The organism is Rhodoglobus vestalii, from assembly GCF_006788895.1.
Lineage (GTDB): Bacteria > Actinomycetota > Actinomycetes > Actinomycetales > Microbacteriaceae > Rhodoglobus > Rhodoglobus vestalii.
Genome location: NZ_VFRA01000001.1, coordinates 2520900 through 2544547, shown reverse-complemented (window position 1 = coordinate 2544547; position 23648 = coordinate 2520900). Strand labels below are relative to the sequence as shown.

The 23648-nt window shown below is 59.2% G+C and carries 22 protein-coding genes; 4 read left to right on the top strand and 18 right to left on the bottom strand.

Annotated elements, in window-relative coordinates; genetic code table 11:
- Nucleotides 1-49 precede the first annotated feature (49 nt).
- The 6 genes from FB472_RS12535 to FB472_RS12510 all read right to left on the bottom strand — a co-directional run bounded on the left by FB472_RS12535 (nucleotide 50) and on the right by FB472_RS12510 (nucleotide 6962).
- A complete protein-coding gene (locus FB472_RS12535; RefSeq protein ID WP_141991171.1) occupies nucleotides 50-1408 on the bottom strand; it encodes an alpha/beta hydrolase in 1359 nt (452 codons plus the stop codon).
- Nucleotides 1409-1524: 116 nt separating this feature from the next.
- On the bottom strand, nucleotides 1525-3852 hold the full coding sequence (gene ligA, locus FB472_RS12530; RefSeq protein ID WP_141991170.1) for an NAD-dependent DNA ligase LigA: 2328 nt from the start codon (nucleotides 3850-3852) through the stop codon (nucleotides 1525-1527).
- Nucleotides 3853-3887: 35 nt separating this feature from the next.
- The gene (gene mnmA / locus FB472_RS12525; protein WP_141991169.1) at nucleotides 3888-5045 is read right to left on the bottom strand and encodes a tRNA 2-thiouridine(34) synthase MnmA; all 1158 of its coding nucleotides are present in this window, start codon (nucleotides 5043-5045) and stop codon (nucleotides 3888-3890) included.
- 54 nt (nucleotides 5046-5099) lie between these two features.
- A complete protein-coding gene (locus FB472_RS12520; protein ID WP_141991168.1) occupies nucleotides 5100-5354 on the bottom strand; it encodes a hypothetical protein in 255 nt (84 codons plus the stop codon).
- Nucleotides 5354-5701: an ArsR/SmtB family transcription factor gene (locus tag FB472_RS12515; RefSeq protein ID WP_141991167.1), complete on the bottom strand. Its 348-nt coding sequence runs from the start codon at nucleotides 5699-5701 to the stop codon at nucleotides 5354-5356. Before FB472_RS12515 ends, FB472_RS12520 begins: the two co-directional genes overlap by 1 nt.
- Before the next feature lie 70 nt (nucleotides 5702-5771).
- A complete protein-coding gene (locus FB472_RS12510; protein WP_141991166.1) occupies nucleotides 5772-6962 on the bottom strand; it encodes a cysteine desulfurase family protein in 1191 nt (396 codons plus the stop codon).
- Between the two features lie 116 nt (nucleotides 6963-7078).
- On the opposite strand from FB472_RS12510, the gene ybaK reads away from it, so the two are divergent.
- The gene (gene ybaK / locus FB472_RS12505; RefSeq protein ID WP_141991165.1) at nucleotides 7079-7603 is read left to right on the top strand and encodes a Cys-tRNA(Pro) deacylase; all 525 of its coding nucleotides are present in this window, start codon (nucleotides 7079-7081) and stop codon (nucleotides 7601-7603) included.
- Here ybaK and FB472_RS12500 read toward each other — a convergent pair.
- Both FB472_RS12500 and FB472_RS12495 read right to left on the bottom strand, forming a co-directional pair.
- Complete coding sequence (locus tag FB472_RS12500; RefSeq protein WP_141991164.1) at nucleotides 7563-8486, bottom strand: tetratricopeptide repeat protein; 924 nt, start codon at nucleotides 8484-8486, stop codon at nucleotides 7563-7565. The genes ybaK and FB472_RS12500 overlap by 41 nt on opposite strands.
- Nucleotides 8483-10231, bottom strand: a complete 1749-nt coding sequence (locus tag FB472_RS12495; protein WP_246078215.1) for a DUF8094 domain-containing protein — start codon at nucleotides 10229-10231, stop codon at nucleotides 8483-8485. The genes FB472_RS12500 and FB472_RS12495 overlap by 4 nt, the downstream gene beginning before the upstream one ends.
- 283 nt (nucleotides 10232-10514) lie before the next feature.
- On the opposite strand from FB472_RS12495, the gene FB472_RS12490 reads away from it, so the two are divergent.
- Together FB472_RS12490 and FB472_RS12485 are read left to right on the top strand one after the other, a co-directional pair.
- Nucleotides 10515-12854: a hypothetical protein gene (locus FB472_RS12490; RefSeq protein ID WP_141991162.1), complete on the top strand. Its 2340-nt coding sequence runs from the start codon at nucleotides 10515-10517 to the stop codon at nucleotides 12852-12854.
- A 73-nt stretch (nucleotides 12855-12927) separates the two neighbouring features.
- On the top strand, nucleotides 12928-13989 hold the full coding sequence (locus FB472_RS12485) for an AI-2E family transporter (RefSeq protein ID WP_141991161.1): 1062 nt from the start codon (nucleotides 12928-12930) through the stop codon (nucleotides 13987-13989).
- A 10-nt stretch (nucleotides 13990-13999) separates the two neighbouring features.
- On the opposite strand, the gene FB472_RS12480 is transcribed toward FB472_RS12485, so the two are convergent.
- The 9 genes from FB472_RS12480 to rpsB all read right to left on the bottom strand — a co-directional run bounded on the left by FB472_RS12480 (nucleotide 14000) and on the right by rpsB (nucleotide 20626).
- Nucleotides 14000-14734, bottom strand: a complete 735-nt coding sequence (locus tag FB472_RS12480; protein ID WP_141991160.1) for an alpha/beta hydrolase — start codon at nucleotides 14732-14734, stop codon at nucleotides 14000-14002.
- A 10-nt stretch (nucleotides 14735-14744) separates the two neighbouring features.
- Complete coding sequence (locus tag FB472_RS12475) at nucleotides 14745-15044, bottom strand: hypothetical protein (RefSeq protein WP_141991159.1); 300 nt, start codon at nucleotides 15042-15044, stop codon at nucleotides 14745-14747.
- A gap of 31 nt (nucleotides 15045-15075) precedes the next feature.
- Nucleotides 15076-15723, bottom strand: coding sequence for an aggregation-promoting factor C-terminal-like domain-containing protein (locus tag FB472_RS14590; protein WP_342775562.1), 648 nt, complete (start codon nucleotides 15721-15723; stop codon nucleotides 15076-15078).
- Nucleotides 15724-15767: 44 nt separating this feature from the next.
- Entirely contained in the window at nucleotides 15768-16319 is a 552-nt protein-coding gene (locus FB472_RS12465) for a DivIVA domain-containing protein (RefSeq protein ID WP_141991158.1), read from the bottom strand.
- Nucleotides 16320-16333: 14 nt separating this feature from the next.
- Nucleotides 16334-17209, bottom strand: coding sequence for a phosphatidate cytidylyltransferase (locus FB472_RS12460; RefSeq protein WP_141991157.1), 876 nt, complete (start codon nucleotides 17207-17209; stop codon nucleotides 16334-16336).
- A complete protein-coding gene (gene frr / locus FB472_RS12455) occupies nucleotides 17209-17760 on the bottom strand; it encodes a ribosome recycling factor (RefSeq protein ID WP_021808820.1) in 552 nt (183 codons plus the stop codon). Before frr ends, FB472_RS12460 begins: the two co-directional genes overlap by 1 nt.
- A gap of 124 nt (nucleotides 17761-17884) precedes the next feature.
- Nucleotides 17885-18598 (bottom strand): UMP kinase, encoded by a 714-nt coding sequence (pyrH, locus tag FB472_RS12450; protein WP_141991156.1) that lies wholly within the window; start codon nucleotides 18596-18598, stop codon nucleotides 17885-17887.
- A gap of 165 nt (nucleotides 18599-18763) precedes the next feature.
- Nucleotides 18764-19591, bottom strand: a complete 828-nt coding sequence (gene tsf, locus FB472_RS12445; RefSeq protein WP_141991155.1) for a translation elongation factor Ts — start codon at nucleotides 19589-19591, stop codon at nucleotides 18764-18766.
- A 12-nt stretch (nucleotides 19592-19603) separates the two neighbouring features.
- Nucleotides 19604-20626, bottom strand: coding sequence for a 30S ribosomal protein S2 (gene rpsB / locus FB472_RS12440; protein WP_141991154.1), 1023 nt, complete (start codon nucleotides 20624-20626; stop codon nucleotides 19604-19606).
- Between the two features lie 319 nt (nucleotides 20627-20945).
- Between rpsB and FB472_RS12435 the strand changes: the two genes are divergently transcribed.
- On the top strand, nucleotides 20946-21440 hold the full coding sequence (locus FB472_RS12435) for a M23 family metallopeptidase (protein WP_141991153.1): 495 nt from the start codon (nucleotides 20946-20948) through the stop codon (nucleotides 21438-21440).
- A 14-nt stretch (nucleotides 21441-21454) separates the two neighbouring features.
- Here FB472_RS12435 and FB472_RS12430 read toward each other — a convergent pair whose 3' ends face one another.
- A complete protein-coding gene (locus tag FB472_RS12430) occupies nucleotides 21455-23581 on the bottom strand; it encodes an MMPL family transporter (RefSeq protein WP_246078213.1) in 2127 nt (708 codons plus the stop codon).
- Nucleotides 23582-23648 lie beyond the last annotated feature (67 nt).

Sequence of the window (23648 nt, the reverse complement as noted above, 5' to 3'; positions counted from 1 at the left end):
TCGCGGAGACAGATGTCGTCAGTCGCGCCCAGACCCTGTGACGGGGTGTCTAAGGCGCTCGCGCCAGCGTACGGTGAACACTTGGCTCATCCTCGGGTATCACCAGATCGCTGCGATCGATACAGATCAGTGCGAAATTGCGCATCGCTTCGCTGCCCGGGGTGAAGTACTGGTTATGACCAACAGATTCGGTCAGCTCCTGTTTCATAATGACATCAAATCCGCCACCAACGCCCAACGACTTCGCCCCGAAATGGGAAGACCCAGGGTCGGGACCAAAGTACGAACTGTTGGGGATTGGATCCCAGGCAGCTTCGCCGACAAAGACGTTGTTGTCGCGCACATTGAGATCGTCTACTGACGTGGCTGCACTTCCCGGTGAGCCGACCATTGCCAGCGCATCGACTTCGAAGCTGTACTCAGATAGCGCCATCATCGCGGCGGTCGAGCCGTAGGAGTGTGCCACGATAGCAATATAGGGCTGATCTTCGCCGCGCTGCGCCTGCAGTCCGAGGATCGCAGCCGCCAGCGAATCTCGCCCCTGATCCGCGTTATCGATCGCTCCAACATTGGTCAGGTTGGGGGTGTCATAACCGATCCACGCCACCGTCGCGACCGACTCGTTATGGATGAACGCAGACTTCGACTCAAAGTGGTCAAGCCACATTTGTTGCTGGCTGTAGAGCTCTTTCGCGGCATCGACCCAGTAGGACATCTGATTCTCGATCGTGAAAAACATGCCAGGCACAAGAAAGCTGACGTAGTCGGCATCGGTGACGTCCCCAAGAACAATTGCCGCTCGGCCCTGGCCGGAAACATCCAGTGTTACCAGGGTGCGTTTCGGGTCAGTAGGGGCCGAATCGAGGGCGCCAGCGATAGAAGAAAGCATGCTGAGCTGTTGATGCGCGGTGTGCTGCACTGCGCGGCCCGTGTCAGAATAATTGAGCGCGGTGAGTTGCGATATCCTCTGGTCGAGCAGGGTGCGGTTGCTCGTATCGCGAATTGCATACGGCACACCTTCGAGGTTGCCCACCAGCCTGGGAGAGGCAATTTCTAGCGCGGTTTGGCTGTCGGCATCCAAATCTCCCCACCACAGCGCAACTTCCTGTGCCGGCGGTGGCTGCGCTAACAGTTGGTCGACAGCGCTCGGACGCGATGCAAAGTACTGGGCCACACTTCGAGCGGGAATTTTTGCGAGTGTCGACAATGTTTGAGCCCCGGACGACGCCGTTTCCGCGCTGGTGATGCTGAACATGCCGGCGCGCCCACCACTACCTGGTGCAAGAAAAGCGGGGGGTGCTTCGATCGTGACTGCGGAGCGAAAAGAAATTTCGGGCATGATGGCAACCCCGGTGACGGGTAAGCCGACAAGCGAGGTAGCGAGAACAAGTGCGATTTTTGACAGCAAGACCGGGTAATCCCCTCAGGAACAGCATTTTAACCGTTCCCGCACGCGAACAATTAGTCCAATCCTACGGGAGAAGCGCCCCGCTACGGGGTGAGCGCTCTCATGCGATGCCGCTTCTATTCCCACAAGGCTGAAGGGCCCTCACTCAGGAGGCGTGCAAATTGTGCCGCATCGAGAATAGTGATCCCCAATTCTTCAGCTTTCGTAAGTTTGGACCCCGCTCCCGGGCCCGCAGCAACATAGTCGGTCTTTTTGCTCACACTCGACGCTGCTTTCGCACCGGCAGCAATAATTGCCTCCTGTGCACCCTCCCGAGTGAAGCCGTCGAGACTGCCCGTTGCCACGATCGTCAGGCCAGCAAGAAGACCGTCGTTTGACTGCGCTGCTCCCGGTCCGGGATGACCAGGAGTCGAGAACTGCACCCCCGACGACTGCCAGCGCACAACAATCTCCTGATGCCAATCAACCTCGAACCAGTCGGCGACTGAGTCTGCGATGATCTGGCCCACCCCATCGACGGCCGCAAGCTGCTCGCGAGTGGCCGAGCGAATGGCCGCAAGTGAACCGAAGTAGTCGGCAAGGGCTCGTGCTGCGACCGGTCCAACGTGGCGGATGCTCAGGCTCACCAGTAAGCGCCAGAGCGGCTTAGTTTTCGCCTCCTGCAGGTTCGCGATGAGCTTCAGCGCGTTACTCGACGGCACTGCGTCCTCGTTGCCAGCGAACTCCGCAGCATCGCGATCGAAAGCTGGATCCGCACTGGTTCCACTAGTTTTGCGCGCGCGTCGAAACGGTGTGATGAGGCGCTCGGTGCCATCGTCGTTGGTCACAACTTCGCCGGTCTCAGAGTCGCGGACTGCGACAACGATCGGAAAAATATCCTTCACAGTGAGATCGAAAAGCGCCGCTTCGCCAACCAGCGGAGGAACTTCTGGGTACCGGGGCTGCGTCAGTGCCCGCGCCACGACCTCGCCAAGCACCTCAATATCGAGCCCCCCTCGGCTGCCGACGTGCTCGACTCGTCCGCGCACCTGTGCCGGACAACTTCGTGTGTTCGGGCACCGTAAATCAATGTCACCCTCTTTCATCGGACGCAGAAGTGTGCCGCACTCCGGACAATTTTTCGGCATCTCAAAGGCATATTCGGTGCCATCGCGCAGCTCTACGACTGGGCCAAGAATTTCGGGAATCACATCGCCCGCCTTGCGCAGCACCACCGTGTCACCGATCAAGATCCCCTTTCGCTTGACGACCTCCTGATTGTGCAGAGTCGCTTGGCGCACCGTGGATCCAGCAACGTGTGCTGGTTCCATGACCGCATAGGGGGTTGCTCGCCCTGTGCGCCCGATGCCCACCACAATATTGAGGAGCTTTGTATTGACCTGCTCTGGTGGGTATTTGTAGGCGATCGCCCAGCGTGGTGCGCGCGACGTGGCACCGAGCTCATCATGAAGCGCCAGCTCATCAACTTTGATAACGATGCCATCGATCTCGTGCTCGACGCTATCGCGGTGCTCTCCATAGTGCCGGATAAAATCAGCAGCCTTATCGCCAGAATCCACGACAGCGAAGTGAGTGCTCGTGGGGAGCCCCCACTCGGCTAGCTGGCCGTAGATGTCACTCTGGCTGCGGATCGGCTCATAGCCTTCGCGCGTGCCATCCCACGCGCCAATACCGTGGACGAGCATGCGCAATGACGACAAACGACGGCGCATATGGGTCAGTTTTTCTTCTGACTTACCCTCGGCTTTTTGGCGCAGGGAGCCTGCGGCGGCATTACGTGGATTCGCAAAAACTTTCTCCCCGATGCGGGTCTGCTCGGCGTTGAGTTCGCGGAACAGTTCGAGCGGAATGAACACCTCACCGCGAACTTCGACGATCGATGGATGCCCGGTTCCCTCAAGCTGATGGGGGATGCCCTCGACCCGCACAACGTTTTCGGTAACATCTTCGCCGACTCGACCGTCACCGCGAGTAGCGGCGCTAACCAGCACGCCCTCGATATAACGCAGGTTGATTGCCAGGCCATCAATTTTGAGTTCGCACAGAAAATCGATGTGGCGGGCGGAGTCACGCTGCACCTTCGCCGCCCACTCGGCAAACTCCTCAAGCGAGAACACATTGTCGAGGCTGAGCATGCGCGCCGCATGCTCGACCGGATCAAAAAGCGCGGGGGCGCTCCCCCCCACACGAAGAGTGGGACTGTCTTGGCTCTGCAACTTTGGATGCTGAAGCTCCAGCTGCTCCAGCCGCGTGATCAGCCGATCGTATTCGGCGTCGTCAACAAGGACCTCATCTCGCCCATAGTAGGCATCGCGGAGCTCAAGAATGCGTGTCGTGAGCTGCGAAACCTCGTCGCGTGCCGCGGCAACAGTTGGATCGGTAGTCTCGGCAACCTGCTCGTCGGAGTCACTTGCTGAACCGGGTGAATCGGAGTTGTTGGCCACTAGTCAAGTCTAAACAGCAGCTACGACTTCGTCGGCTAAACGGCAGCCGGGACCGCAGACACTGTTCGCGCAATCGTGCACTGGCCGAGAACCCTGGTGCCAACGTAAAGCACCGCAGTTTGGCCGGGCGACACGCCATTGAGCGGCTCGTGAGGTGTCACGACAAGCTCTGGACCAACTTGTAAACCCTCAGCGTCCACGGCGGTGGCATCCACTCGAGCCACTGCGGGCATCGGGTCGGAGTGCGCGCGCACCTGAACGTGACAGTCAAAGCTCTCACCCGGCTCGGTGATGAAACCAGACGCGAGGGGGTCGAGGCCGGCCCACGAGAACGTGGTTCCCGCAATTTCTGCCAGTGCGAGCGCCTCCCGTGGCCCAACAACGACCTCGTTGGTCTTGGGTCGGATCTCTAAAACAAAACGGGGTTTGCCGTCATCGGTGGGGTATCCGACGTTCAAGCCTTTGCGCTGACCGATCGTAAACGCAAGTGCACCCTCATGCTTACCCAGCACTTCGCCAGAGCGGTTGAGGATCTCGCCCTGCTCGGCGCCGACCTTGTCGGCAAGCCACCCCCGAGTATTGCCATCCGGGATGAAACAAATGTCGTGCGAATCGGGCTTATTCGCCACCGAAAAACCACGCTCGGCAGCCTCGGCACGAATCTCGTCTTTTGACGGCGTTGGACCGAGCGGAAACATGCTGTGCGCCAACTGTTCTGTCGTGAGCACGCCAAGCACATAGGACTGGTCTTTCGCCCACGCTGCGGCGCGGTGAAGCTCGCGATTACCGTTCGCGTCTTCACGGATGGTGGCGTAATGGCCGGTGGCGACCGCGTCGAAACCTAGCGCGACGGCTTTTTCGAGCAGAGCCGCGAACTTGATCCGCTCGTTACATCGCATACACGGGTTGGGGGTGCGGCCAGCCGAATACTCGGCAATGAAATCATCCACAACATCGAGCTTGAATCGCTCGGAAAAATCCCACACGTAGTAGGGGATGCCAATCATGTTGGCCGCCCGCTGCGCATCCATCGAATCCTCAATGGTGCAACAACCCCGAGCTCCCGTGCGCAGGGTGCCGGGCTGACGACTGAGCGCCAGATGCACTCCCACAACGTCGTGCCCCGCCTCAACTGCACGGGCTGCAGCAACCGCGGAGTCCACTCCGCCACTCATCGCCGCCAAAACCTTCATCACACCAGTGTACGAGTCCTGTTGCTGGGCAAGTTCCCACTGCGGAATGTCTTTCTACTGCGGGATGTCTGTGAGCGTCTTCTCGACGGCCGCAAGTCGCTGCTCAACGGCACCGATGCGCTCAAGAAGTGCCCGGTTGGCCTCAAGAGTTTGCTCAGCGAGTGCGCGATAGTCGCCGCCCGCCTGAGAGCCCGCGACGTGCTTGGCCGTTTCGGCCTTCTTATTGACGGCGTTCGTGATGACACCGGCGATGATTCCAGTGACAGCGATAATGCCAATCCAGAACCAGAGGCTAAAGAAGAGTTCCATTATTTTCCTTCGTGTGAGTTATTACCGGTGTGTTCGACGTCTGGTTCGAGTTCTTTCGCTGACTGAGTCACTGCTCTGGCGAGCAACGCTGGTGTAACCGTCACACAAAAGGGCACAACTTCAAAAAACTTGAGTGCTTTGCCATCGTCGCTCAGTTCGTGATGGCCTGCGACAAAACCCGATTCCTCGAGCTTCGCCAGGTGCATATACAAAAGGGCGCGCGACATGCCGACTCGTCTGGCCAGATCACTGACATGCTTTTGCCCGCCAGAGAGCTCCGCAAGAATTCGCATGCGCTGCGGATTGGCAACTGCCGCCAACCAGGCACCGAGCTCGTCAGAGTTCACAGACCACCTCCATATGTCATAAAAAACTTACAGGTGCAGGTATTGGCTGTCAATACACTTCGTGACCGCGCTATTCACCGGGATAATGACCCAAAACAGTATCCCGGCTCGAATACCCTGCAGAAGTAGCCTGCTCAACGGCCCGTGGCAGTGCCGCAACAAACTGGGCGATCTCGGCCATAGTCGTCAACTCCCCCAGCGAAATTCGCACCGCACCACGTGCGGCCGGTTCCTCGAGACCCATCGCCAGCAACACGTGGCTTGCCTCAGGAACTCCCGCCTGGCACGCCGAGCCCGTAGACACACTGAACCCCGCAACATCAAGCAAGAAAAGCAGCGAATCGCCCTCACAGCCGGGAAACGTGAAGTGCACATTCCCCGGAAGCCGGTCAACCGGATCGCCACGGAGAACCGCCCCAGGAACCGCCAAACGCACACCCGCTATCAGCGAATCCCGCAGCGCACTCAAGCGGCGTGAGTTCTCGAGCAAATCGCCCGTCACCTCCGCTGCCGCCGCCGCAAACGCAACAGCCCCCGGGGCATCCAACGTTCCCGAACGTGCCCGCTGCTGGCTACCACCGTGCAGTAGTGGCGTCACCGACGCCGAACGAGCGATCACCAGAGCGCCGACACCAACCGGACCACCAATCTTGTGAGCCGACACACTCAGCGCCGCGACACCCGCAGCGTGAAAATCTACCGGCACATAACCGAATGCCGACACGGCATCCACGTGCACCGGCACCCCGAGCGTCGCCGCGATCGCCGAAACCTCGGAAACCGGTTGCAGGGTTCCCACCTCGTTATTGGCCCACAGCATCGTGACGAGAGCGACGTCATCCGCAAGCGCATCACGCACATAATCAACATCGATGCGCCCAAATCCGTCGACGGGGATCCAATCCAATACCGCACCCTCGTGCTGGCGCATCCACTCCACCGCATCAATCGTGGCGTGATGTTCAGCCCGAGCCACCAAAACCCGCGGGCGCGCCACCAACCCGGAGTTTCGTGCCCAAAACAGGCCCTTGATGGCCAGGTTGATCGCCTCGGTTCCACCGGAAGTAAAGGTGACCTCAACGGAGTCAGCGCCCAAACTGGCGGCAACGGTCTCACGCGCTTCTTCAAGCATGCGTTTTGCCGACTGCCCCTGGGAATGAATGGACGAAGGGTTGCCCACAACAGGAAGCGCCGCCGCAAAAGCCGCAACCACGGTCGGACGCATCGGCGTAGTAGCCGCATGATCCAGATAGATTGTCACTGTTGCTCCGCCATTCTGAAAAACACTCCCCATGGATGCTCGCGTGTCATTACTCTAGATCGCATGCACCCTCGGTTCGACCTGATCGTCACGCTGACCGCTACCGGTCTGCGCTAATGGCACTCGGCACCCCCGCCACAGTTACGCTCGACACTCTCGGAATTTCGTTCACCGCGCATCCCTACTCCCACAACCCGGCGGCTGGAGAGTTTGGTCTTGAGGCGGCCACAGAACTGGGAATCAGCGCCGAACGAGTATTCAAGACGCTGATGGCGGTCGTGGATGATCAACTCGTCGTTGCCGTTGTTCCCGTCTCGAGAATGCTCGACCTCAAGGCACTGGCCCTAGCGGTTCACGGCAGGAAAGCGGGTATGGCCGACCCCGTCGTGGCCCAACGCCGCACCGGCTACGTTGTCGGCGGCATCAGCCCAGTCGGCCAGAAAACGGCTCACCGCACGGTGATCGACGAAACAATCGAGCTGTTCGACACGGTTTTTGTCAGCGGCGGAAAGCGCGGATTTGATATCGAACTCACTCCCAACGACCTCGTGCGAGCAACGGGTGCAACACTGGCAGCAATCGCGCGCAACCGCGCACGCTCTAGTAGAGCAGCAGGGTCAATCGACGACGGGCGTCAGTGACCCGAGGATCGTCAGCACCGGCGATTTCAAAGAATTCGAGCATGCGTGTGCGAATCGCGTTTTTGCCATCGGTGTCAGCGGAGGGATAAAGCTCAAGAAGGCGCGCAAAGGCATCACCGAGGTGGCCACCAGACACGTCAAGGTCAGCGACGGCCATTTGTGCACCGACATCGGTCAGATCTTGTGCCGCGGCGCTATACACCGCTTGGGCAGTCGTGTTTTCGAGGCGCGCAAGAAGTGAAACCTGCGCTAGCCCGGCTACTGCATCCTGGTCTCGAGGGTTTTGAGCGATCGCAGCTTCGTATTTAGCAATCGCGGTTGAAAAATCGCCCGCCGCTATCGCGTCCAAGGCCTCTTGATGCAATGGTGGCAGCGGCACTTCTTCAGGTTCTTGGGGATCTTCGTCAGATGCTTCGCCCGCCGGCACGGTTCCGGTCACGTTGTTTTGCGCGGCCAGCTGTAACACCTGATCGAGAACCTCCTTGAGCTCGTTCTCCGGTATAACTCCGGAGAAAAGCTGCACGGGACGCCCGCCGACCACCGCCGCAACGGTCGGAACCTGCTGCACTTGGAAAGCCTGCACCAATTGAGGGTTGCTTGTTGCATCAACCGTTACGAGAGCGAATTTTCCTGCATAGGCAGCGATCGTCGGTTCAAGCGTGGGCTCAATTCCCTGGCCAAAAAACTCTACAATCACGGGAACAGTGTTCGACAGCTCAAGCACCTGACTGAAAGATGCGTCATTCGCATTGGTCGCGAAACCACCTGACCGTTGAGTTTCGCCATCAGCCGGGGCCACGGCAGGCGCATTGTGCTGGCGAACCAGCGACGAGAGGTCAACGGCACCGCGCAAACTAGCGGCGTTTAAGGGGGCGTTAGTCAATTCAACTCCGATGCTGCAACAAGTCCTTGGGTGTAGCCGAGCAGAACAATCTTTTCGCCGCTACCGGCTGCCGGAACATAAAAGAGTAGCTGGTCTCCGTAGGTGGATTCGATGCCTGTCTCGGTGATTGAGATACCCGAAAGCGCCTTCGTCTGCCCACTGAAGGTCACCGCAGAGCCTTCCTCCTTCGGTTTCGCCACCTTCGTTTCATAGAGGTGAACCGCCACTATCGCTCCGGCATCGATGGTCGCCATCGCGATGGGGTCGGCTGATCCGAGCGCATGACCGTAGGTGAGCGTCGCCGTGCTAGAGAGATCCGCCTTCTCTTGATTCTTCACAGCAAGACCAACATTGACCCGCAGGCTGTCGCCCTCAGACTGGAAGTCCAAGTATGAGTCGCTCTCGACATCCTGCTCGAGAATCTCAGCGTAATCGAGCGCTACTTCGGTGGGAGAGGATCGCAGCAATCCGCTATCCGCGGCCAATCGGGACGTTCCTACACTGGCTGCAACCACGTCGGGAAAGACCACTGATGGCTCTAGGTTCATCGAGTAATTGACTTTGTAGCTCTCCCGAGGTGAGGCTTGCTCAAGAAAGAGGGCGATAGGCGCGACGGTGGTGTCGGTTTCGTCAAGGATGATCGTAAACACGGTACGCGGCCAAGAATCGGTCTGCTGTGGGAGAGTCAGCTGCACGGGGCCGTCAGGAATGGCCACTGGCGACGCGATGGCGCTGTCTTCTGCGCGCATCGTGTAGTTTGCTAGGCGATATTCGAGCGCTGCTTCACCGAAACGCGTCGTGATGAGGTCAGCGTCGCGGGACTCGTCTGCTTCCCTTGCAACAGCGCTCACTCGCGCCACGATCTTTTCCACTTGGCGCACGGATGCCGCCGGAGAAGCAGTGTCGCCTTCAGCGGGCGTCGACGCCGGAGTGGGGGTGGGCGCTGTAGCGTCCTCAGAAGCGGTCGGCGGTGACGCGGTCGTGCACCCGCTCAAGATCAGCGCACCGAGCAATACTGCGGGCACAGCGAGGCGCGTCGTTGCGGTGACACGACTGCGTTCGCTCGGAGGAATCGATCGTTTCGATGGCTTATAGCGAGGCTTTTTAGGGACCTTAGGCATCTTCTGTGGCTTACGACGAGGCCCACCTGCTCGGCGCACGTGGTGCACAGCCCACATCAGAAAGATGAGCCCAAGCAGAAGCATGGCTGCACCTCCCAAAATTAGTGGGGTCGCCCAGGGTGTCGCGTTGTCAAGCGACCATGAAAGCGACACCTTGTTGGGAGCAGGTTCGACGCCATCAGCGGCAAGGAGGAACGACACATCGCTGGGGATTTTAACGGTCAGCGCTAGCTCAAGGTCGGCCGTGTAATTCTCGAGCCATAGATCGGATTCGTAGGGGTCGGGCACTTCTTGCTCGCTGCCGCGAACCAACTCGGTTACCAGTTCGCCCGACTCGGGGTCGATAGTGACCATGTTGTGACTAGCATCTCCGACCCATGCCATGACATCTGAGGTGCGACCGTATGCTGCAACGATGCGTCCGGGACCGGTAGCACTGATGGTCTGGTTGCCGGAATATGCGGTGAAAGCATCGCCGTTGACCACAGTCAGCGGGGCGGCATTGTCAGTTTCGGCCGACACGGTTACTTCGTCAGGCGTCGCGAGGATGGTCTGCTGTGCGATTCCGAAGCCGATCATTACTGCCGCGAGCAAAAAGCTCACTATTGCGAGAACAAATCTCACTATCTCTCCTTTCGTGCTGCCCACGATGATTGGCGTAACGGATCCCTGCGCCATGGTGGCGGAACTTCGGTTCGGTCTGCCGGTTGGGGGCCCGCTATAGGCAGGTAGGCAACAACAAAGACAGTCAAGCGTAGCCGATGGGTGTTGAGGCTCCTAGCTCCTCATCTGGGAAGTAACTGAAAGAACAGTAGGTAGCGCTTGTGTGTCAGGAAGCCGAATGATGGTTCATGCTGCAGCACCGCTAAGCTCGAACCGTCCATTCCGCCGACACCGAGGAGACCTCTTGGCCGCGAACGACACCAATTTCGGCACCGAAATGCGCGGCTATAAAAAGGAGGATGTTGACAAGCTCATCGGAGAACTTCGTCGTGAACTTGTTGCTGCTAAGGCCGATCGCACCACGTCCACGAAAGAGCTTAAACGGCTCCTTGCGGTCAATGAGGATCTTCAGGCAGAGCTGGATGAGACAGGCAGCCCCACTTACAGCGGTCTCGGCTCGAAACTTGAGAGCATGCTTCGCGTTGCCGAGGAGCATTCAACACAGCTAATCAGCCAGGCTGATATTGACGCGGAGAAGATGCGCAAGGCCGTTCAGGCCGAAACAGCTGCGATGCGCCAGGAAGCCGCTCGGGAGTCTGAGCGCATCATCAGTGACGTCACTAGCGAGGCACACGCCCTAGCGGCATCAACGCGTGCAGAGGCAGATGCACTGGTTGCCCGTGCTCGGGACGATGCAGCACTCCTTACGACAGATGCCGCCCGAGAAGCTGCCTCCACCCGGGGCGCTGTAGCGACCGAGGCGGCGGATGCCCGTACCTCTGCAAAGCGTGAAGCCGCTGCGCTGCGTGCCGAGACCGAGCGCGCGATGACCGACCTGCGGGCCTCCACTGCTGCTGAAGTCGCCGAAGCCCGCGATGCGGCCGACGCCCTAGCCCGCGACGCGGAACTTGGTCGCGCCACTTTCGAGTCCGAAAATGCTAAACAACGCGAAGATCTCGACCGTGATATCGAGCAAGCTCGCACCGACCTGGCTCGAGACATCGACACCGCTCGCGCGGAGTTGACCGCCGAGACGACCACCGCTCACGAGGCGCTCGCCAACGAAACTAAAGCCGCCCGCAGCACACTCGCCAACGAAACTAAAGCCGCCCGCAGCACACTCGCCAACGAAATAAAGGCGGCACAGGCCAAGCAGAAGACCGAACTGGCCGCCGCCTACGCCGCGCTTGAGGCAGAAACCCAAGCCACTCGTGAGGAGGCTGACGCACACGCTGCCCGCGTGCGCAGCGAGCTAGAAAAGGACACTCTCGCCTCCCGCGCCGCACTCGAAACTGAACTCGCTGACGCTCGCGAACAGTGGCACCACGACGAACGCGAAGCGAGAGTGCAACTCGACAGTGACGTCAGCATCACCCGGGCGGCGCTTGATGATGAGGTGCGCACCACAAAGGCTGCCCTCGAGCACGAAGTCACGAGCACGAAATCGGCGCTTGAACAGGAGGCCACAAGCACAAGAACGGTGCTTGAACAAGAAGTTAAGGTTGCGCAGGCCGCCCTCGAGCAAGAAGTAACAACGACGCGTTCGAATCTGGAACAGGAAGTTGCCGTCGCGCGGGCAGCCCTCACCGATGAAGTCACCACGACTCGTGCCGAGCTTGAAGCGCATGTCACGACAACACGCAGTGAGCTCGCAGCCGATCTGGCAGCACAAAAAAAGGCACTCGAGCGCGAAGTCAGCGCCACAACGAAGGTGCTCGCCAAGGAAGTCAGTTCCACTCGCGCAACCCTCGAAAGCGATGTTGAGTCCACTCGCGCAGGTCTTGAAAAAGAAATCACGACCGCGCGCCGCAACTTTGCCCACGAGAGCGCAACCGCGCGTGCCGAGTTCGACACCGAAATGGTCACGCGCCGCAACGAACTGGATGCAGAAATCGCGTCGGCTACTGCAGCGCTGGATGAAGAAACGGCCCGTCGCCACGCCCATCTTGACGCTGAAATTGATCGCAAGCGCACCGAGCTCGAAACAGAAGATACTGAGACTCGCGCGACCCTCGCTCACGACGTGCAGAAACAAACCGCAGACCTTGAACGCGATACGGCTCGTCAGCGTGCCGAGCTCGCCGACGAAGTTGAATCCACTCGCGCATCCATTCAACACCAGCTCGAAGAAACACGGGCCCGCATCGAACGCGAGACCGAGGCAGCCCGCATCGCACTCGAGCAAGAGCTGGCAGCGCAACGTGACGAGACCGAGAAAGTGTTTTTGGTGGAGCACAAGGAAGCTTCAGCCCAGACCCAGAATTATCTTGAGGAAGCTCACGCTCAATTGGCCGAAGCAGTGCGAGAGGCGGCAGCCAAGCGTCACGAAGCGCAAGAACTCAGTACGAGCTCGCAAGCGGAAGCAAAGTCGATTCTTGCAGATGCCTCCGAGCGAGCAGCGAAAGAAATCGCCGATGCCCAACAGCGCTCCAAGTCGCTGGTCGAGGATGCAGAGACACGTTCGAGCGTGCTTGTCAGTGATGCTGAAGAACGCCTTACCAAGATCAAAGCGGAGCGAGAAACGGTTGCTGGCTACTTCGAAAACCTGCGCGGAGTTCTCAACCAAGCCGACGACGCTGGCTAGCAACTGGCCTGAAGGCACCTAGAATTACGGTCAGCCTGACACCACCTCGCATCAGGCCGAACGGAGCCCTGAAATGAAGATTCTCAACCCCTTCCGCCTCGGGCTTTTGGGTGGGCTCGGAGTGCTCGTTGCGGTGGGAATCGGCCAGACGATTATCTCCCTAGCGGTAGTCCTCACCTACGTCGGAGCCGCAATCTTCTTAGCGCTGGGGCTCGATCCGCTCGTTTCCTGGCTGGAGAGCAAGAAGTTTCCCCGATGGACCGCGATCCTCACGGTGCTCGTCGGAGTGCTCGGCGTCTTTGCTGGACTCGTCTTCGCGATCATCCCGGTGCTCGCCGAGCAAATACGCACTGCGGCCCGAGCAATTCCGCGACTAGTCACGGGCTTTTTCGACGGAACGATTCGCGAAAGCGTAGAAACTGCATTTCCTTGGCTAGATGTCGAAGAGCTGCTTGACGGGTTCACCACCTGGGTAACCGAACTCGATTTCACCAGTATCGGCGGAGGCGTTTTCGCTGTGGGTATCGGAATCGCTACCGGAATTACCGGCGCCATCATCGTGCTGATTCTTACGATCTACTTCGTGTCGTCGCTCAACAGCATCAAGTCGGGATTTTACAGGCTGGTTCCCGCTACCAAACGTGCGAAGTTCATCGATCTCGCTGAGCAGGTCAGCACCGCAGTTGGCCGGTATGTCATCGGTCAAGCTTCGCTCGCCCTCGTGAATGGCGTGCTCTCCTTCATTGTGCTCACCTGGATTTTCCCTGCCTTTGGGCTGCCGGTGAAGTATTCGGCCCTGCTCGCATTCATCGCGTTCGTGGGTTCGCTCATCCCCCTCGTAGGAACACTCAGCGGTTCCATCGTCATCACTCTGCTTGTTCTGCTGTTCAACGGACCACCAAGCGTCATCGCGGTTGCGATCTACTACCTCGTTTACATGCAGCTTGAGGCGTACCTGCTCAATCCACGAATAATGAGCAAAGCGGTGAAGGTACCCGGTGCCGTCGTCGTGATTGCCGTTCTTGCTGGGGGAACACTGCTGGGACCGTTGGGCGCGCTAATCGCCATCCCTGTGGCGGCCGCGATCCTGCTCATCGTGCAGCAGGTAATCGTTCCGCGCCAAGCGAACCTCTAGGCAGGGCGCCTCAGAGTGACCCGGTGGTCTCGGGAGGCCACGTGCGAGGCAGCGGCACAAGCATCGGGTTGAGTCGCGCGACGACCTCATTAAGCACACGATACGTCTGTGCCTCACCCACCCAAAGGTGCTTGCCGCCCTCAACCGCCACAAATTCAAGCTCCGGAACCGAAGCGAACCGTTTTGCGGCCTCGTCCGGACGCAAATAGTCATCGAGTTCGGGGATGATCGCAACCAACCGTCGTTCGCCACCCGCCCAAGCCGCGACCTCCTCAGCGGTCGACCGGTGGAGGGGTGGAGACAACAAGATAGCTCCTGCAATGGGATGTTCGCGACCGAACTTAAGGGTTACCTCCGTGCCAAACGACCAGCCCATCAACCAGACATTGGGCAAGTCACGTTCGCGCACAAAATCCATTGCGGCAGCGAGATCGTATTGTTCAAGCTCCCCCTCCCCGAAAGAGCCCCCTGAAGTGCCGCGGGGCGAAGTGACTCCTCGAAAGTTGAACCGCAACACCGCAACATCCGCAAGCGCCGGAAGCCGGGCCGCAGCTTTGCGAATAATGTGTGAGTCCATAAACCCACCCGCGGTCGGCAGTGGATGCAAAGTAACGAGAGTGGCAGCGATATGTCCAGACACAGGCAGAGAAAGCTCGCCAACAAGAGTGAACCCATCAGCCGTCTGCAGCTCAATATTTTCGCGCTTGGCTGGCAGTTCGGTGGCCCCTCTAATGGCGTCGCTCACAGGCTAGCTCTCACAATCTGATCTTCCAGCAGTGCTGGTGCCAATGACGACGCGCCGCAAGATCGTCGGCCGCACCCATAATGCCGTCAGCGCGCCAGGTTACCGTGTGCGCAACTCCTGCAGAGATCAGTTGGGAGCATCCGGGGCACGTGTAGGTTTTGGCGGCATTGCCCGCCGAGATCGGCTGTATGTTCCACTCACCGTCAGATTTGTGTTCCGTGCGACGCGAGCCATACAGCACCTGATTCAGGTCGGCGCCATCATCACCGTTGGCGCGCCGCCGGCCGCGGGGTCGATTCGAACGAGGCATGGTTCCAGCTTATGCGTTCGATCGCACTGACCTAATACCAGCCGTTATTCTCCGCGTAAGCCCAAGCGCCGCAGGGAGTGGCATAGCGACCTTCAATGTAGCTCAGACCCCACGCGATCTGAGTTGCGGGGTTGGTGGCCCAGTCAGCGCCAGCCGACGCCATCTTGCTTCCCGGTAAAGCCTGTGGGATGCCGTACGCACCACTCGACGGATTCATCGCGTAGACGTTCCACCCTGATTCGCCATTCCAGAGGCTAACAAGACAGCTGTATTGGTCGGCCCCCAAGCCGCGCGCGGAGAGCATTGACTGCGCGATAGCTTGAGCGGTACCCGGGTCTGGCGACCCTGCCGCCGGCGCGATGGGGGCCGGCGGAAGAACCGGCTCGTTAACGATCTCTTTAGTAGCGAGCTTGTCGCGATCAATTTTGTTCACAAAACCTTCGGCGACAGTGAGCGACTGCACCTCAGCACGCTCAACCTCATTCGCAGGCAAACCCGCCGCTGACACCATACTCACCGGGTTCGCGGGGACCATCATGAAGGTTGCGACAAAACCCAAACTGGCGATGGATGCGAAGATCGGCAGGCTCCATGAGGAACGTTTGTGGCGCCCAGAAGTGTCCGCGCCCTGACTTCGAGCCTGAGCGCGGAGAATTGCCGTTCGCGAGTTTTTGACCACAGTGTTAGCAACGTTAGCCCACGGACCTGAAAAACCAGAAAGAACTAGCGCACCGCAAGCATGACATCGATTACGGCGTCCAGCAGGTGATCTATCTGAGATTCACGATAGCCACCCTTCGTGCTGCGGAAGGCGGCCGTGCGCACACGATCAATGGTCAGGGGCGCACCACTGTGAAAATAGCTGGCCAGTTCGTCGGCAAACATGTCGACGTCTTTGACGGAGTATCCGATGGTGAATGAGCTTACGCGCGAAAATTTCTTGCCCCTCGGCCGTGCGAGGCGATTGAGAATTTCTTGCGCCTCAGACCGAGCGTTCGCATACCATGCGGACTCACCGAGCTCTGTGATTGAGCGATCACGCTCTCGCGACGCAAACGCATCTTCGAGCCGCTCTAAGGCAGAATCAACGTGAATCGGCGAATATCCGCCTTTTTGCATCGCAAAAGCGAGCGTACGGATGGTGCGAGACGAAACCACGGCCGCGTCGGTTCGCTCAGAGGTGTAGGCACTTCGAGCCTCTTCAAGGAAGTCCTCCACTTGATCGACGTTATAACCTAGTTTCGACTTGCGGGTACGGGGGAAAGTGGTGCTCACGGTTCTATTGTGCCCTACGCAAAGATAAGAAACAGCGCATAGCCGGCGGCAGCCGACAGTAACGAGGAATCGACACGGTCAAGGAACCCTCCGTGCCCGGGAAGCCACGTGCTGATGTCTTTAATTCCCAAGTCACGCTTGATCAGTGATTCCGCAAGATCTCCCATGGTGGCGGTGCCTAAAATGACGAGACCAAAGATGATGCCGACCCACACGGGCTGATCGATCATGAAGAGAGCCAAGAGCACTCCAGCGAGGACCGAGGCGGCAGCGGCGCCCGCAAAACCCTCCCACGTCTTATTGGGGCTGATAGTCGGCGCCATCGGATGCTTTCCGAACGAGAGCCCACTGGCATAGGCACCGATATCACTCACGACCACGACAATGAGCAGCGCCAGGGTCCACCATTCACCGCCGTCTTGAGCGGTGAGCAGCACAGTGAAGCTTGCCAAGAAAGCGATATAGAGCATCACAAAGACGCCAGCACCCAAGTCCCTCAGCACGGCGCGCGCAGAGGTGCGGTGGCTGGGACGCACTAGCTCGACGAGTCTCCACAACCCTACGAAGGCGATCCCCGCAAGCGTGACATACCACTGGCCCTCAGCGAGCCAATAAAACGATGCCGGCACTACCGCAACGGCGGCGATGACCGTGGGAAGGCGCGGAATGTTGAGCCCAGCGAACCGCAGTGCGCTGGCCAACTCAAACGCCGTGAAGGCCACGAGAACACCAGCAAAGAGCATGTACAGCTCTTTGACGAAGATCAGGCTGAACAACAGGGAGAGACCCAGTGCGAGGCCCACGGTGAGCGCCATCGCCAAATTACGCCCCGTACGGGCGTTGATCTTGTCGTTCGTTGCGCGAACCTGAGCTTCAAATTCGGAAACCATCAGACCTCGAGCAGCTCAGTCTCTTTGCGTTTGAGAGCGTCGTCAATCGCGTCTACGTGCGCTTTGGTGCTCGCTTCGAGTTCCTTCTCGGCGCGCGCAATCTCATCTTCACCAACCTCGGTGAGAGAATCCAAATCGTCTTTAGCTTTGCGGCGCACGTTTCGCAGAGACACTCGAGCCTGCTCTGCTTTATCCCGAACGATCTTGACGAAATCTTTACGACGTTCTTCGGTTAGCTCCGGCAGTGTGGCACGGATAACGCTGCCATCGTTGCCGACACTGGCACCCAAGTGGTGGGCCCCAGCGATGGCCTTCTCGATATCTTTGAGCGCAGACTTGTCGAATGGGGTGATGAGAAGCGTGCGTGCCTCCTGATTCACCATCGACGCGAGCTGCTGCAGCGGCGTGGGCGTTCCATAGTAGTCGACGAGCACCTTTTGAAAAAGCGCTGGGTTGGCACGACCAGTGCGCACTGTGCCGAAGTCGTCTTTGGCAGCTTCGACAGCCTTATCCATCTTTTCGCTAGCCTCGGCTAGAACATCACTGATCACAGGTACTCCTTTTAGTCTCAGCCGAGTTTAGCGTGCAGTCACCGTGGCGACTGCTCGCGAACGCTCGGGGGTGATGGCTTCGGGTCACAACTAGTCGACCCATTCCGGCCAGACGTCGGGGGCGTTAGCCGTGAACGCGGGTTCCGATCTGCTCCCCAACGATTGCTCGCGTGAGGTTTCCTGCCGGCTCCATCCCGAAAACAAGCATCGGCATAGAGTTGTCCATGCAGAGGCTAAAAGCGGTGGAGTCGACAACTTTGAGGCCCTGTACAAGCGCATCTTGAAAGCTGATCGAATCAAGCTTGCGAGCATCCGGATTGCTGCGGGGGTCTGCATCGTAAACGCCGTCGACACCGTTTTTGGCCACCAGCACTTCTTCTGCGCCGATCTCAAGAGCGCGCTGCGCTGCGACCGTATCGGTCGAGAAGTAGGGAAGCCCTGCACCCGCACCGAAGATCACAACGCGACCCTTCTCGAGATGGCGTTCAGCACGTAAGGGGATGTACGGCTCAGCAACCTGAGTCATTGCAATAGCCGACTGAACCCGGGTTGCAACGCCTGCCTGCTCAAGGAAATCTTGCAGGGCAAGGGCGTTCATGACAGTACCCAGCATGCCCATGTAGTCAGCCCGACCTCGATCCATTCCACGCTGGCTGAGTTCTGCACCGCGGAAGAAGTTTCCACCACCAACAACGATCGCGATTTCGACCTCTGCAGAAGCGGCAGCGATCTCTTTGGCTAGCGCCGACACGACATCGGGATTGACACCGAGTTGGCCACCGCCGAAGGCTTCTCCCGACAGCTTCAGCAGCACCCGGCGTTTGCGTTGTGTTGTCATCGTCTTCTTTCGTTCGTGGTCATCATCTACAGGTTATGGGGTTGCCCGGCGTTCAGCCGTTGCGCACAGCGAATTCGCCGCAATGAGATCGCTCGCTAGCACAACGTTGCCTGGCATGCGAAAGGCCCGAGGCGCACTCGCCCCGGGCCTTTCGCAGCATGCGTGTTAGGCGCCTACCTTGAAACGTGTAAAACCAGTAACGGTGATGCCCGCGTCAGCGGCGACCTTAGCGATCGACACCTTATTGTCGCGGGCATAGTCTTGGTCAAGCAGGGCGACCTGCTTGAAGAACGCCCCAAGACGGCCCTCTACGATTTTAGGGAGCGCAGCATCGGGCTTACCCTCTCCGCGGCTGATCTCCTCAACTATGCGACGCTCATTCTCGACATCATCTGTCGGAACGTCATCACGTGAGAGGTACGTGGGCGCAGCGAACGAAATGTGCTGGGCAATTCCACGAGCGGTTTCTGCATCGCCACCCGTGTACGCAACGACAACGCCAACCTGCGGCGGGAGGTCCTTGTTCGTGCGGTGCAGGTACACCTCAAACGAGTTGCCCTCGAGCGTAACGAGACGACGAAGTTCGAACTTTTCACCGAGGATCGCGGCTTCGTCGCTGATGAGCTGCTCAACCGAAGACGATCCTGCGGATGCCGCAAGACCTTCCTCAACGGTTGATGCACCAGCAGCGGCGACGGCAGCAGCAACAGCCTCGCCGAGCGCCACGAACTTGTCACTCTTTGCAACGAAATCGGTCTCGCAGGCGAGCTCAATGATGGTCGTTGTTGCACCAGAAGACTGTGCAGCGATGAGGCCCTCGCTGGTGGAGCGGTCAGAACGCTTGGCGTTGCTCTTAGCGCCGCGCAAGCGCAGCAGCTCGGTGGCCTTATCGAGGTCACCGCCGGCTTCAACGAGCGCGTTCTTGGTTTCGACCATGCCGGTGCCGAGGCGCTCACGCAGGGTCTTGAGGTCTTCGAGACTAAAGTCTGCCATTGTTTCGAATCCTTACTTCTTGTCGTCGGCTGCGTCAGCGGCCTTCGCGGCGGGCTTCTTTGCTGCGGGCTTGGCAGCAGGCTTTGCTGCTTTCGCTTCGTCCTTGCCGGTCTTGGCGGGCTCTTCGACCTTCTCGACCTCGGCGGGCTCTTCAGCCTTCTCGGCCTTGGCGGGCTCTTCAGCCTTCTCGACCTTGGCGGGCTCTTCGACCTTCTCGACCTTGGCGGGCTCTTCAGCCTTCTCGACCTTGGCGGGCTCTTCAGCCTTGGCGTCTGTGTCGGCCTGGCCAAGAAGCTCAGCTTCCCACGCAGCCATGGGCTCTACTTCTTTGCCCTCTTCCGGCTTCTGGTGACGCTGGATGAGTCCCTCAGCAGCAGCGTCAGCGACGATGCGGGTGAGGAGGCCAACCGAACGGATCGCGTCGTCATTGCCCGGGATCGGGTAGGCCACGTCGTCGGGGTCGCAGTTGGTGTCGAGGATCGCGATAACCGGGATGCCGAGCTTGTGAGCTTCGTCGATTGCGAGGTGCTCTTTCTTGGTGTCGACGATCCAGATAGCGGAGGGGGTCTTCGTAAGGTTACGGATTCCACCGAGGCTTTTCTGCAGTTTCGTCAGCTCGCGCTTCTGAATGAGCAGTTCCTTCTTGGTGAAACCACGTGTGGTGTCATCGAAGTCGACCTCTTCGAGCTCCTTCATGCGAGCAAGGCGCTTGGAAACCGTCTGGAAGTTGGTGAGGAGCCCGCCGAGCCAGCGCTGGTTGACGTAGGGCTGACCCACGCGCTGAGCCTGCTCTGCAATGGTGCCCTGTGCCTGCTTCTTGGTACCAACGAAGAGGATGGTTCCGCCGTGGGCGACCGTCTCCTTGACGTAGTCATACGTCGCGTCGATGTGAGCAAGTGACTGCTGAAGGTCGATGATGTGGCTGCCTGAGCGCTCGGTCAGAATAAAGCGCTTCATTTTCGGGTTCCAACGACGAGTCTGGTGTCCGAAGTGCACGCCGCTGTCGAGCAGCTGGCGGATGGTTACGACGGCCATGGCCGTTCTCCTTTTCTGGCGCACTGCTGCCCTCGGCATCAGCGGCCTTCTCAGTTAATACTCGCGACCGGTCGGCGCGAATCCTGGTGCCCGGGCATACCTCCGCCCCATCGCAACACTGCACGAGAGGGGACTGAGTGGAGATAGTGGCCGTATGCTGCGGTAGTTGTACCGCGGCGAGGCACGCGTAGTCACTGCGAATACACGCAGTGCTAAAAGAATCATACCATCGCTCCCCCACAGGCTGATCACCGACGACGACAATCGCGCACTAGAAAGTTTTTGGTTGCGCTGCCGCACAATCACCCATGGTTGATGGATGATTCGAACTGTTGTCTGCACACTTCTCTCGCTGGCTCTAGTCACTCTCAGCGGGACGGCGGCACGTGGTGCGTCAGCGACTACGTGGGATTGGCCTGTTGCGGATCCGCATCCGATCGTTCGGCCCTACATTGCGCCAGAGACTCCCTACTCCGCCGGCCATCGGGGTATCGACATCGCTGTGGGGCTAATCACTGAAGCACGGGCTCCTACCGCCGGTGTCGTGCACTTCGTCGGCACCGTCGTCGACCGCCCCGTTCTCTCGATACGGCATCCAAATGGGCTAATTTCCAGCTATGAGCCGGTGACAAGCACCCTCACACGCGGAGATGCGGTATCTCGGGGCCAGGTAATCGGCGAAGTGCAGGCAGGCCACTGTGTGAGCATATGCCTGCACTTCGGGGTGCGTCTCGATGGCGACTACGTGTCGCCGCTCAACTACCTGAGCGAAATCCCTCGCGCCGTGCTGCTGCCGACGCGAGCGCCACCGTAACCGCTGACTACCGACTAGTGATCCACCGTGTGCTTCCCTGCGGTGTGCTTCGGTGCCGCATGCTTCGGCGCTGACTGGTCCGACGTGCTCACCTCGGCGCTCACCAAAATCGCACGACCCGGCCACCAGAACTTCTCGCCGGCGATGAACGCGAGCGACGGCACAATGACGGTACGAACGAGCAAGGTGTCGAGCAGCACACCAATGCACACGATGATGCCGATCTGGGTGAGCGTGATCAGCGGCAGTACACCAAGCACCGCGAACACCGCGGCGAGAAGAATACCCGCGCTCGTGATCACCCCACCCGTGGATGCCAGCGCTCGGATCATCCCGACGCGTGTGCCGTGCTCAAGAGCCTCCTCGCGAGCACGGGTCACAAGGAAGATGTTGTAGTCAACGCCCAGCGCAACCAAGAACAGGAAACTAAACAAGACAACATTGGTGTCAATCGCGGGGAAGCCGAATACTGACTCGAAGAGCAACCAACTCGCTCCGAGGCTGGCGAAGAAGGACGCCACCACCGTCAGCAAGAGCACGATCGGTGCCACCAAAGAGCGAAGCAGGATGACAAGAACAATAAAGACCAACCCCAGGATGAGCGGAATCACAAGATCCTGATCTGCCTGCTGAGCTCGCTCCACATCAAGTGCTTGAGCATCTAAGCCCCCCACAAGCGCGTTGGCACCATCGATTGTTGAGAGCTCCGAGCGAAGTGCTTCGATCGCGGCGAACGATGCCTCAGTTTCTGCTGCATCATCCAGCACCACAGAGATCTGGGTAATCGTGGCGGTGCTTTCGCCGATGCGGACCGAATCGACACCATTAACGCCTTCGGCCGCCTGAGCAACTTCGTCGGCGTAGTCAGAATCCACAACCACCGACGCGGGTGAACCGCTCCCGGCAGGGAATGCATCCGCAATGATGTCCTGACCCTGAACCGCTTCGGGAACCTGCGTAAAGCTCTCAGTCTGCGACAGCCCGATCTTGATCTGCGGAACGCCCAATGAGAGAGCGCCAAGAACGACAGCGCCCAGAATGGCGACCGCGACGGGTTTCTGAGAAACGAAGACACCAAGCTTGTGCCAAACACCGCGTTCGGCGCTTCCCTCACTGCCAAACTTCGGAATGTAGGGCCAAAAGAGTCCGCGGCCAAAGAGCACAAGCGCTGCAGGCAATACGACCAGGGCAAAGATCATCGCAATGACCACACCTGTTGCACACGCGATGCCAAGCGCGCGGTTGCCCTGAAGCTCAGCGAAAGCGAGCGTGAGCAACGCCAACACTACGGTTCCGCCGCTGGCGATGATGGCGGGGCCGGCTCCGCGGAGTGCCCGCGACATTGCCTCACGACGGTCCTCAACGAGACGAAGTTCATCCCGGTATCGGGCAATCAGCAGCAGCGCGTAGTTGGTTCCGGCACCAAAGACAAGTACCGACAGAATGCCGGTGACCGAAGCATCCAACTGGATGCCGGCAAGCGCAGCAACCCGGGCGGCGACGATTCCGGCGAGACCGTCAGCAGTGCCCACGACAACCAAGGGAACGAGCCACAACCAGGGACTGCGATAGGTGACCAGCAGCAGAACGGCGACAACAATGACGGTGGTCAGCAGGAGAGTGAAGTTGGCCCCATCGAACACGGCGGCGATGTCGACGGCGAATCCTTCCGGGCCGCTGAGGAGGGCTTCGAGCCCACTGGGGAGGCTCGAATTTGCCTCCGCGCGAATCTCGTCGGCGCGTTCCGCCTGCTCCCCTGCTTCGGAAAGCTTCTCGAGAGGAACGGTCACGAGTGCCGTCGTTCCGTCATCAGAGAACGCGGGCGGCGGCACGAAACCCTCTGCCGAAAGATCACTGAGGGACTCGGCTGCAGCGCTAACGGCCGCAGTGTCGCTGTCGCTGAGTGTTTCGCCATCGCGGCTGAAGACCAGCAACGCGACGGTGGAGTCAGAACCGGGGAGGTCTTCAGCTGCGGCAGCGGCTTGAGCCGATTCGGCCGAGTCTGGCAGCCCGACCCCCGGGAGCGTTCCTTCTTCGTTGCCGGTTCCGGCAGCAAAAATTGCTCCCGCTGCGACAAGCGCCGCAACGAGAACTATCCAGGAGGTGCGCCGCGCTGTGATGAAGGTCCTGAAGCGAGACATCGCGCTCCTTCTGAAGCAAAAGTACTTCGATTAGTTAGATATTAGGCAAGTTAGGAATATAGCGGTA